General features: G+C 39.7%; 8 protein-coding genes. 4 read left to right on the top strand and 4 right to left on the bottom strand.

Features of this window, described 5'->3' with window-relative positions:
• Both AC4PL9_RS14790 and AC4PL9_RS14785 read right to left on the bottom strand, forming a co-directional pair.
• Window positions 1-676 (bottom strand): hypothetical protein (locus tag AC4PL9_RS14790; RefSeq protein WP_491605525.1); only part of this gene is annotated, 676 nt, incomplete at its 3' end.
• Window positions 677-1,000: 324 nt separating this feature from the next.
• On the bottom strand, window positions 1,001-1,276 hold the full coding sequence (locus AC4PL9_RS14785; RefSeq protein ID WP_491605524.1) for a hypothetical protein: 276 nt from the start codon (window positions 1,274-1,276) through the stop codon (window positions 1,001-1,003).
• A gap of 361 nt (window positions 1,277-1,637) precedes the next feature.
• Between AC4PL9_RS14785 and AC4PL9_RS14780 the strand changes: the two genes are divergently transcribed.
• Together AC4PL9_RS14780 and AC4PL9_RS14775 are read left to right on the top strand one after the other, a co-directional pair.
• Complete coding sequence (locus AC4PL9_RS14780; protein ID WP_491605523.1) at window positions 1,638-2,822, top strand: glycosyltransferase; 1,185 nt, start codon at window positions 1,638-1,640, stop codon at window positions 2,820-2,822.
• Entirely contained in the window at window positions 2,809-3,948 is a 1,140-nt protein-coding gene (locus tag AC4PL9_RS14775) for a glycosyltransferase (RefSeq protein WP_491605522.1), read from the top strand. The genes AC4PL9_RS14780 and AC4PL9_RS14775 overlap by 14 nt, the downstream gene beginning before the upstream one ends.
• A gap of 19 nt (window positions 3,949-3,967) precedes the next feature.
• On the opposite strand, the gene AC4PL9_RS14770 is transcribed toward AC4PL9_RS14775, so the two are convergent.
• Window positions 3,968-4,687: a cell division ATP-binding protein FtsE gene (locus tag AC4PL9_RS14770; RefSeq protein ID WP_343784435.1), complete on the bottom strand. Its 720-nt coding sequence runs from the start codon at window positions 4,685-4,687 to the stop codon at window positions 3,968-3,970.
• Window positions 4,688-4,832: 145 nt separating this feature from the next.
• Here AC4PL9_RS14770 and AC4PL9_RS14765 point away from each other — a divergent pair, with 145 nt between their 5' ends.
• Both AC4PL9_RS14765 and AC4PL9_RS14760 read left to right on the top strand, forming a co-directional pair.
• The gene (locus AC4PL9_RS14765; protein WP_491605521.1) at window positions 4,833-7,931 is read left to right on the top strand and encodes a tetratricopeptide repeat protein; all 3,099 of its coding nucleotides are present in this window, start codon (window positions 4,833-4,835) and stop codon (window positions 7,929-7,931) included.
• Window positions 7,924-9,630, top strand: coding sequence for a TonB-dependent receptor (locus AC4PL9_RS14760; protein WP_491605520.1), 1,707 nt, complete (start codon window positions 7,924-7,926; stop codon window positions 9,628-9,630). Before AC4PL9_RS14765 ends, AC4PL9_RS14760 begins: the two co-directional genes overlap by 8 nt.
• Window positions 9,631-9,786: 156 nt before the next feature.
• Here the strand turns inward: AC4PL9_RS14760 and AC4PL9_RS14755 are convergent.
• A partial coding sequence (locus tag AC4PL9_RS14755) for a hypothetical protein (protein WP_491605519.1) occupies window positions 9,787-10,039 on the bottom strand: 253 nt, incomplete at its 5' end.

The following is a 10,039-nucleotide window of genomic DNA, read 5'->3' as shown; positions in this document are numbered from 1 at the left end:
TTTTTTGAATAATTGTACCTAACAATATCCTTAAATAATAAAGATAATATCGATAAGATGAAGCTAATGTTAGTAATACAAGGACTAATAAACCTATTGGTAAAGCAATTTTGGAAGTAAAGAGGAATAATACTAATGAGGAAATCAAAAGACTTAATGATATATTTCTATTAAAAATATATAAGATAAAAAATGAGTCAATTTGTTCTTTCTGATAATCTTTACAAACTCGAAAAGCTTTGTTTTTCGCGACTTGTAAAATGTAATTTGCAATATTTTTTTCTGATTTTATAAATCGATTTTTATAGGATTCCTCCTCAGCCTTTTTGTCTTCATTTATCTCATTATATTCAACGGCAATTCTGCATAATTCATTTAATATAAAATCTTTATGTGCTAGAGCAATTCCACACCATATTTCCTTAGTTAATAAATAGAATATAGGAGGTTTTATTAATGCTTTGATTAATAATGATTCTAAAATATCAGCAATGAAGTCAACAATAACACCAATCAAAAATGCCAAAAAAAGAAATAAAAGTACTTCTATAGAAAAGTAAGATTTTAAAAAGTCGTCCAGTTTTAAGTTGTCTAGCACTAAAAATAAAAAAGTTAAGATAATCACACTACCATGTATTATTTGTAAGATCAAATTTTTGTAGCTAAATCCTTTCATAGTTTATTGTATTTATGAATCATAAATTGTCTTTTAGTAGTATTTGCTATATACCGTGTTGTGTTTTCGTTTTTCAATCCCAAATTAGAAGGTAGGCTAATACAATTAGAGATAATATTAATCCAACTGCTAAAACTCGAGGAATCCATTTTGTTCTTTTCCTATTCTCTTTTTTTATAGACAACCAAATTAGTAGACTGATTATTCCAAACGGGTATGCGATAACCAATGCAGCCAAATATGTCCAAACCATTCCAGTCCAAGCAAACCAAATGGCAAATAACATTGCTAAATAGAATAATAGGTCATTTTTGTTAATTTTCATTATTTCTGAATATTTGGGTATTCAGAGAAGTAAACATCCATTCCTATTGTACCCATAATTTTCATTGATTTTGAACTTAGAACTCCACCACCTCCAGTTGCATCTTTTCTTATGTCAAATCCAATGTCAGCAACATACTTGTTTGGATTTAAACTTTTCTCTTTGTTTTCAAGCCAAGTTTCAAGAGCAGCAATCTGGTCTGGTAAATCCCAAATATCATCACATAGTCTATCCAAATTTTCACGAGTTTCTTCTATGTAAATATTAATTGGCATTTTCATTTCTTTAATGAAACAAAAAGTCTGAATATCAAACGTTTGTGTGATATTCCTTTTGTAGGTTATTCAAACACTAAATTAATGAATAAAATGGACTTTGAATATTTTGAATACTTGAAAATGTGATTGTTGTGTATAAAAGTTAATTGGATTATGGTCTTTAATGTATCTTTTCCCTTCAAAAAATGAGAGCCGTTAATCCATACGATGACCATAAAGACATTGAAAATTAAGGAAAAATTTTGCGGAGTATTGGGGGTGCAATACCTATTGTAGGTATCCATATACGGATTCTCATGGGATTTTTTTATGACAAACAGTTTAAATAAAATTGACTTCGACTTGGATTATCCGCATAATGAAGCGTAAAAACAGAACCTATAAAGGTAGAAGTATTCCTGACTTTCGTAGTTTTGTCGACGTGGCAGCAAGAAAACATATCATTGTATCTGTAACAAACGATCTGGTAACGGACAATCGGGTTGATAAAGTCTGTTCTTTTCTTACGGAGCAGGGTTTTATAGTTACGCTTGTCGGCAGAAAAAGAAAAAACAGTCTTCCTATGCCGGACAGAAAGTACAAATGTGTGCGCATGAAATTACTTTTTGACAAAGGCGCATTGTTTTATGCGGAATATAATATTCGCCTGTTTCTGTTTCAGTTGTTTCACAAAAGTTCACACCTTTTAGCCAATGATCTGGACACCCTGTTGTCCGGATACCTGGCAGCAAAGATCAAAGGAAACCGGTTGATTTACGACACGCATGAGTATTTCACAGAAGTTCCCGAGTTGGTGAGCCGACCCCGCATTAAAAGAATCTGGGAGCGTATAGAAGAGTGGATTTTCCCGAAGTTAGAGGCGGTTTACACAGTGAATGACTCGATCGCTTTGCGTTACAGTGAAAAATACCGGAAGAACGTTCGTGTTGTGCGGAATGTTTCACGTAAATGGACGCCCAAAGACATTGTGCCAAAAAGCGAACTGGGAATTCCGGAAGACAGGAAACTGTTTATTGTTCAGGGAGCCGGCATCAACATCGACCGGGGAGTTGAGGAGGCTGTGGAAGCCATGAAATATACAGAAGGTCTGTTTCTTATGATTGTTGGAGACGGAGATGTCGTTCCGCAACTAAAAGAACAGGTAGCGCGAGAGCAGTTGGGAGACAAGGTGCGGTTTTATGGAAAACGACCGTTTAATGAATTGATGTACTACACATTTCATGCAGATTTCGGGTTAACACTCGACAAAGACACCAACCTGAACTATCGGTTTTCATTACCCAATAAAGTATTTGACTATATTCACGCAACCACACCCGTACTGGCATCGGATTTGCCGGAAATTCGCAAAGTGGTGGAAGGATATCAGGTGGGTACATTTATTCCGTCGCATAATCCGAAAGAATTAGCAGCGTTCTTTATGGAGACCGCCCGAAATGAGGAACAGTTGACCTACTGGAAGCAGAACTGCCAGCGAGCGGCAAAAGAGTTGTGCTGGGAACACGAAGAAGAGGTTTTAAAAGAGATTTATGAAGTCAGCTGATACGTCCGGAATACATATTGTTTCATTCGATGTCCCTTATCCCTATAATTACGGAGGAGTAATTGATGTATATCACCGTTGTAAAGCATTGCGGGAAATCGGTATGCGTGTTATCCTGCATTGTTATGAATATGGAAGAGGAGAACAGGATGCGTTGTTAGAGGTAGCTGACGAGGTGTTTTATTACCAACGGGATACAAACCCTTTTTTACTACTTTCGGCAGTTCCGTTTATTGTGAGAAGCAGGGCCGATCAAGCGTTATTGAAAAACCTGAAAAAAGATACCTTTCCAATCCTCTTTGAAGGAATTCATACGTGCTATTTTATTAGCCATAAGTCATTGCAAAACCGGTGGCTGGGAGTTCGGGCACATAATGTGGAACACCATTATTATGAAGAATTGGCGAAGATTGAACCGAAATTAAAAAAGCGGTTGTTTTTCCGTTCGGAGGCAATCAAACTAAAGCAGTTTGAGCGTATTTTTTCCTTTGCGGATGAAATTCTGACCGTAACCCCCAAAGACAATGCCTATTTTCAGGAACACTATGGTAAAGGGGTATACGTTCCTGTTTTTAACCCGTTGCATTGGGGAGCGGGAGAAAGAGGGACAAAATCCTACGCACTTTTTCACGGAAACTTATCGGTCATGGAAAACGAGAATGCGGTTCGTTATATCGTAAGTGATCTTTGGCAACCGGACAATGGACTGGAACTGGTTATTGCCGGAAAAGACCCTTCAGAAAGCTTTACAAAGTGGCTGACTTCCCGAAATTTTAAGATTAAAGTACTTCCCAATCCGGACAACGAAGCACTAAACCGACTGATCCGTGAAGCAAAAATCAACCTGTTACCCACGTTTCAAAATACCGGAATTAAGCATAAATTATTGAATGCTCTGGCAAACGGAGGATATTGTTTGGCAAATACAACCATGGTTGAAGGAACAGGGCTGGAAGAGCTGTGTCAGATCGCCAATACTCCTTCTGAATGGAAAGAAAAGATACGTGAATTAGCGACCCGGCCTAATGATCCGGCGGCCTTTGAAGAAAGAACAAATAAGCTGAAAGCAATTTTTGATCTGGAACGCAATGCGAGATTGATACGCAGTTTGACAGAAGCAAAGTAAATCAGCTTTTTACCTTTTCTTATTCCTCCCGTTTACTGTCTCCGGAAGAGAACGGGTCGAAATCCTTCATGGTAGTAAGTGTCTTAATCTTCCCTTCTTCGACACGGATTACGCGCCCCCCGAATTGTTCCATAAGCGAAAGATCATGCGTAGCCATCAGCACAGCGGTTCCTTCTCCGGCTATGGCAACGAGTAATTGCATAATCTCTTTCGATGTATCGGGATCCAGATTTCCGGTTGGCTCATCCGCCAGAATGATTTCCGGTTTATTGATAAGCGCACGGGCAATAGAGATACGTTGTTGCTCTCCTCCTGAAAGTTCATGTGGCATACGGTATGCTTTTTCTCCCAATCCAATCAGGTTGAGCACTTCCATACCGCGTTGCTCCATGGCCTTTTTGCCTTTCCATCCGGTGGCTCGCATAACAAAAACAAGATTTTCCATCACAGTTCTGTCCATGAGCAGTTGGAAGTCCTGGAAGACAATTCCTATCTTCCTGCGAAGAAAAGGCACGTGTTTACGTTTGAGCTTGCGCAGGTCAAATCCTGCAACAGAACCGGTTCCGTCAGCCAGCGTTGCTTCTCCGTAAAGGGTTTTCAACAGACTACTTTTCCCGCTTCCTGTTTTACCGATCAGGAAAACAAACTCACCCTTTTTCAGTTCAAGATCCACATCAAACAGCACCAGATGATCCTGCTGATAGATCTTCCCATTATGAATATCAATTACCTTTTCCACCACTACGAAAATAGTACAGATAAAAGAGGTTACCGAACGACAACCGGAAATTATCTTAACATGATAGGGTGTAAAACTTTTGAAATGCCCGCCTGAACAGCTCTAAACTAGGTGTAACTTTATAGTTTAGAAAAGTTATTTGGACATGGTACGTATTTTGCTTGTGGCTTGTTTAGTGATTCCTATGCTACTAAATGCGCAGGAGACAGAGAGATACAACTCTGACGATGCGCTATTCTACCGGGCTGAAGAATTGTTCCAGAAAGAACAATACAGCGCGGCTCGTGAGGAGTTTGCCCGCTACATCGCAACCTGTAAACCCTCCAATGCCCCTTTTTATGTAAAAGCGAGGTATTACGAAGGTATGTCCGCTCTGGAGTTATACAATGATGATGGAGTAAAGCTGCTGGAGCAGTTTCTCACAGATTTTCCGGAGACCATATACCGCCACCAGATCTATCTTAGGCTTGGAAGGTATTATTACCAAAAGAAAAAATACAAGGAAGCAATTCTTTGGTATGAAAAACTGGATAAACAGGATGTTCCCGAAGCGGATCGAAATGAGTATTTTTTTAAGTTAGGATATGCGCATTTTCAGGAAGGGAACTTTTCGCCGGCACGGGATGCTTTTTTCGAAGTAAAAGATTCGCAAAGCCAGTATGCGGCTCCGGCAACTTATTATTACGCGCATATTCATTATCAGGACAAATCCTACCAGACTGCGTTGGAACATTTTGAACGCTTGTTGGAGGATGCGCGATTCAGAGAGGTAGTTCCGTATTATATCACACAGATCTACTATTTACAGGGAAATTATGAAAAGGTAGTTGAGTTTGCTCCGGCAATTATGGACTCAATGGTTACGGCAAATTCTACGGAAATCAATCACCTGATCGGGGATGCGTATTACAAAATCGGGAAGTACGATGAGGCTGTTCCTTTTCTGCGGGAGTACAATAAGACGGCAAAAACGACACGAGAAGACGATTACCAGTTTGCTTTTGCTTTGTACAAGTCAGCAGCGTATGAAGAAGCAGTAACGTATTTTGATAAAGTTGCCCGAAAGAAGGACGAACTTGGGCAGGTTGCTTTTTACCACATCGGAGAGTGTTATTTGAAGTTGGAGAACTATGCCTATGCACGAACCGCTTTTGAGCAGGCTTCTTTTCTTGATTTTGATGAAAAAATTCAGGAAGACGCGCTGTACAATGCCGCGATTTTATCCTACAAGTTAGATATTAACCCGTACGATGAGGCGATTGAGGCGTTTGAGTTGTATCTGGAACGTTATCCGAACTCTAACAAACGGAAAGACGTGTACCAGTATCTGGTAAATGTGTACATGACCACAAAAAACTATGAAAAAGCACTTCATTCTATTGATGAAATCGGAACTCCCGATATCCGGATGAAGAGCGCCTATCAAATGATTGCTTTTAACAAAGGGGTAGAAGAATTTACAAAATCTGATTATGAAAGGTCGATCGCCTCTTTCAAGTTGGTGTCACGCTACCCTGTGGAAATAGAATTAATCGGGAGAGCCAATTACTGGATCGCAGATGCCTATTACCAGATGAAAAATTATGAGCAGGCTATCCAGGCTTATCGTTATTTCCTTGCAAACGGGGGAAGCTTGTTGGGGCAGTTGAGAGCCGAGGCGTATTACAATATTGGTTACTCGTACTTCAATCTGAACGATCGTATCCAGTCAGTAGAAGCTTTCAGAACGTACACACAACAAACGTTTGTTACGGATCAGAAAAAACTGGCGGATGCCAATATGCGGATCGCAGATGCTTTTTACCTGAGTTCTCACGAAGAGCCGATAAAGAACGATGCGGCAATAGAGTATTACGAAAAAGTGGTGCAGGCCAATCAGGGCTTCAGTGACCGCGCCCGTTTCTATCAGGCAAAATGTTATGGATTCAAAGACCAACGGAATAAGCAATTGCAATCTTTACTGGACATTATCAACAATTATCCGGGATCGCCTTATCTGGTCAAATCCATATTTGAAGCGGGAATTGTAACGCGGAACCAAAACAAGGACAATGAGTCCATCCGTTATTTTGAGCAGATTTTAAATGACCACCCCAATAATATTCTGGCAAAGGATGCTTTGTATGAATTGGGGGTAACTTATCTGAGAAAAGCAGATTATGAAAAAGCGGAAAGCTATCTGAATCGTGTTTTACTGGAATACGGAGGAGATGAGCAGATTTGTAAATATGCTTCGCAAAAGATGATTGAGGTTTACCAGAAGTCGGGAGAGCCGTTTAAGATTACACAACTTGCTCACAAATATCCTTGTGCGGGAATTACAGGCGATCTTCAGGATTCTATTTATTTCAATACAGCGTATGACTTGTTCCTGGATAGTAATTACCGGGAGGCAATACCTAAATTTATTGAATACCTGGATGCTTATCCGGAAGGATTGCAGAAAAACCGGGCGGTGTATTTTATTGCACAATCGCATTATATCCTGGGAGAAGAAGAACAGGCATACACGTATTATCTCCGGGTTTTGGAGGGAGATCAGCGGGCTTATCATGAAACGGCTCTTGCACGGGCGGCGGTTTATGAATACAACACCGGAAATTATGCAGATGCGATACTGCATTACAGCCGATTGAAAGAGGAAGCATCCACACCGCAAAGGATTTATGCAGCTCACCTCGGTTTGATGCGTTGTCATTTCTACCTCGAAAACTGGGCAAATTCATACGAAGCAGCTAAAGTTGTATTCGAAAACGGATTGGCAGAACAATCAGAAAAGCTGGAGGCACAATTCAGTAAAGGTGTTTCACTGGCCCGACTGGAACGATACGATGAAGCACTGGAACCGTTGAACTATGTCATTTCAAAGACATCTACTGTTTTGGCAGCGCAGTCAAAATATACACTGGCTGAAATCTATTACCATAAGGGGGAATATAAAACATCAGAAAATCACATTCGTGAACTGCTGAAAATGAAACCTGCTTATGATTACTGGATTGCCAAAGCATTAATCCTGCAAACCCGAAACCTGATTCAGGTGGAAGATTTGTTCCAGGCTGAACATACATTAAACTCGGTAATTAATAATTATACCAACCAGACCGATGGTATTCTGGATGAAGCCAATGAATTAATGCAGGAGTTGATGCAGCTCAAAGACAAACCGAAGGACTTGGAGGAGAAAGGAGATTACATCATTGAAATGGAAGAAAATACGCAGGAAGGAGGTCAGAATGAATAAGGCAAAAGCACTTTTAGCGGTTATAGTATTGACGTTCTCTGCCGTGGCACAAAACGAAGGTGGTTATACGTTCGTGTATGAGGCTGAACGGGAAATAGAACCTGTTTTTCGTATTGCTGAAAAACCTTCCGTATTGGATACCGTAATGCCTGTTCCGCAGGTAAGTTATCCGCTATTGTCCTTGAAAAAGGAGCATAGTTTTGAACTGGAGAAAATAGATCCTGCGCGAATTAAGTTGGTTGATAAATTGCCACAACTCTACCACAGCTATGTAAAGTTAGGTTTTGGTAATTATACAATGCCACTGGGTGAGGTGTTTATTAACTCAACGCGTTCCCGGAAATTTCATTGGGGGATTAGCGCAAAACACCATAGTTCATGGGGAAAAATAAAAGGATATGCCCCGTCTCAGTTTGACCGTACCCGGTTGGACGCTTACGGTAAAATGATCGAGAAGGAGTACACCATTACAGCAAAAGTGAACTATTTTAACCAGGGGCATCATTTTTATGGCATTCGTAATGAAGATGTTCCCGGAGACAGTATTCGCCAGCGGTTTAATAATACAGGTGTGTTTGGAGAATACCACTCGCATAAGAAAGACAGTGCGAACCTGAATTACAAGATTGGCGTTGAATACAATAATTATTTTGACAGAAAACGTGCGGATACATTAGAAAAATGGAAGGCCCGTGAAAACTATCTCGGAATCTATTCTTCGTTTGATTACAAGTTGAAAACAGAAGTGTATGCTGCTGATTTTAATGTCCGGTACAACAACTATAAATACGGAATTGAAGATTCGACATTGATCGGATTGGATTCGGGGTTCGTAGACAACAACGTACTGGTAAATATTAAGCCGAATATTACCACCATCGGTAAGAATGGAAAATGGTCGGTGAACGTTGGGGTGGACCTTGTACTGGACGCGAGGGAAAAAACGAAATTTATAGCTGTTCCGCTGGCAAAATTCCAGTATTCCTTCTTCAATGACATTCTTATTCCGTATGTAGGACTAAACGGAGGCGTTCGTCAGAACACGTTCAAACGTGTGAGTCAGGAGAATCCATTCGTTTCATCTAATCTTGAATTGAGAAATGAATACAACGCCCTGAACCTGAACGGAGGGATCAAAGGAGTGTTGTCAAAGAAGATTTCTTTTGATGTTAATCTTTCTTTCGGGAAATTCACCAATAAATTACTGTATGTGGTGGATACAGTTTATTCCGGAGGCAATCGTTTTACGGCGGTTTATGACACTATGAACATAACCCGGATAGAGGGAAGTATCTCCTATCAGGCAAATGAAAAACTGAAAATTGATCTGATCGGGCAGTATTACAGTTACATGACACGGTTCTATCCGTATGCATGGAACCTGCCGGAACTGGTTATAGGGCTTCGTGGTCATTACAACTTGTTTGATAAGTTTTATGTGAATCTTGATCTGACGATGCAGGGAGGAAGAAAAGCGATGGAGTATGCTCCGGGAGAGGATATCCAGGAGGAAGAGTTATTCTATTACAGGAAACTGGGCTTCCTTGCAGATGCAAATCTGGGGATTGAATACCGTTATAATAAACGGATATCGGCTTTTTTACAGTTCAATAATTTTGCAGCGCAACAATACCAACGCTGGCAAAATTATCCTGTTCAGAAATTCCAGGTTCTGGGAGGGGTAACATTCCGATTCTAATACAAGAACAAAATAAGAAAAGCACGACATTTTGGGTCGTGCTTTTTTCTTAGACAATATTGTACGCAGCTATTTCTGTTTTTATATTTTGTTAGATTATTTGCAGGTACTGAGAACTAATCTTTTTACCATTTTTTTGATAAAATGCCGAAGAAGTTAGATTTTCTGTGAATGGTATTTTAAGCGTTTTTCGATGTCAATACAGTAAATAATCAAATGGTCAGAATTGTAGTTTTCCGTGTCAATGCAAATAAGTTGGTCAAACTCTTTAACTTTATGCCCTGAGTTTCTGTCAATAAGTGTAAAAACACAAGGTCCAGTCGCAGTACAATTACTTCTAAACAAAATTGTCTTGTCAAATTCTTTGATTAAATGAAAACCAATTCTATAAGTGATTGCATATAAACCA

The sequence above is a fragment of the Wandonia sp. genome (assembly GCF_984588085.1).
The sequence above is the reverse complement of the archived record's forward strand: the minus strand, read 5'-3'. Positions and strand labels throughout refer to the sequence as shown.

Excerpts from the sequence above, each read along its gene's own strand:
- AC4PL9_RS14785 (WP_491605524.1), bottom strand. The coding sequence starts at position 1,276 with ATGCCAATTAATATTTACATAGAAGAAACTCGTGAAAATTTGGATAGA.
- AC4PL9_RS14780 (WP_491605523.1), top strand. The coding sequence starts at position 1,638 with ATGAAGCGTAAAAACAGAACCTATAAAGGTAGAAGTATTCCTGACTTT.
- AC4PL9_RS14765 (WP_491605521.1), top strand. The coding sequence starts at position 4,833 with ATGGTACGTATTTTGCTTGTGGCTTGTTTAGTGATTCCTATGCTACTA.
- AC4PL9_RS14775 (WP_491605522.1), top strand. The coding sequence starts at position 2,809 with ATGAAGTCAGCTGATACGTCCGGAATACATATTGTTTCATTCGATGTC.
- AC4PL9_RS14760 (WP_491605520.1), top strand. The coding sequence starts at position 7,924 with ATGAATAAGGCAAAAGCACTTTTAGCGGTTATAGTATTGACGTTCTCT.